Source organism: Methylobacterium sp. WL6 (assembly GCF_008040095.1).
In the GTDB taxonomy this organism is placed as follows: Bacteria; Pseudomonadota; Alphaproteobacteria; order Rhizobiales; family Beijerinckiaceae; genus Methylobacterium.
On record NZ_VRVH01000566.1, the window covers coordinates 1 to 1,286 of the forward strand.

Consider the following 1,286-nt stretch of genomic DNA (forward strand, 5'->3'; position numbering starts at 1 on the left):
CGCTACGGCGCCGCGCGGATGCAGGCGAGCCTGGCCGAGATCGTCCGCCGCGTGGCGGCCGGTAAGCGACGGGCCGCCGCGATCGCGGGCGCTTCGCTGGACCGGCCGGCATGACCGCCGCGACGACGACGGGCGCCCCCGATCGGCCGGCGCCGGGGCGCCTTCACCGCCTCGACGGCGTGCAGATCCTGCGGGCGGTGGCGGCCGTGATGGTCGTCCTGCTCCATGCCGAGCTCTTGCTCGCGCTCCAGGCGGAGGCGCGCGGCCTCGCCATGCCGCGCTTCGCCGCCCTGCCGCTCGGGGCCGGCGTCGACCTGTTCTTCGTCATCTCCGGCTTCATCATCGTCTACGCGTCCGAGCCGCTGTTCGGCGCGCCCGGGGGCGCCGCGCGCTTCCTCAAGCGCCGCCTGCTGCGGATCGTGCCGCTGTACTGGTTCGCGCTCACGCTGCGCCTCGTCGTCCTGCTGGCCGCGGCCGCCGCCGGCCAGGCCGCCGCGCCGAGCCTGGCGGACGTGGCGACCTCGTACCTGTTCATCCCGTTCGACACCCGCGGCTTCGGGCCGGACTACCCGTTCCCGATCCTCGATCTCGGCTGGACGCTGAACTACGAGATGGCGTTCTACCTCGTCTTCGCCGGGGCGATGATGCTCGCGGCGCGGGCGATGAAGGCCTCCGCGCCCGCCGCGGCCCTGCGCGACCGGGCGGCGCTGGCGGCCGTCTCGATCCTCGCCGTCGGCGTGCTCCTGGCCTGGCTGCGGCCGCCGGCCTTCGACCCGCTCCGGTTCTGGCTGCGGCCGATCGTGCTCGAATTCGCCGCCGGCATCGGCCTCGCGCTGCTGTTCCGCCGCGGCGTCCGGCTCGGCGTCGCCGGCGGCGTCCTGCTCTGCGGCCTCGGGATCGGCGTCTGGGCGACGATCGACCTGTCCGGGTTCGACGCCTCGTCTGCGCCCGGGAATTACGGCTGGGCCCGCACCCTGATCTGGGGCGGCGGCGCGGTGCTGATCGTCGCCGGCCTCGTCCTCGGCGGGCTCCGGTTCGACCAGGCGATCGCCCGGCGGATCGCGCGGATCGGCGACGCGTCCTACGCGCTCTACCTGCTGCACCCCTTCGTCTTCCTTGCCGCCAAGGCGGTCCTGCCGCGGCTGCCGCTGAGCGCCGGCCTGCTCTGGCCGCTGACGCTGCTCCTCGTCGCCGTGTCGATCGCCGCGACCGAGGCCTTCCATCGCAGCGTCGAGCGGCCGGTGCTGCGCTGGCTGCAGGGCCGGCCGCGCGACGCCGGAGCGGCG

At 75.3% G+C, this 1,286-nt stretch carries 1 protein-coding gene; it reads left to right on the forward strand.

Features of this window, described 5'->3' with window-relative positions; all coding sequences use genetic code 11:
* Positions 1 to 110: 110 nt before the first annotated feature.
* Positions 111 to 1,286, forward strand: a 1,176-nt coding sequence (locus FV230_RS28415; protein WP_147844735.1) for an acyltransferase, incomplete at its 3' end; no start/stop codon positions are given.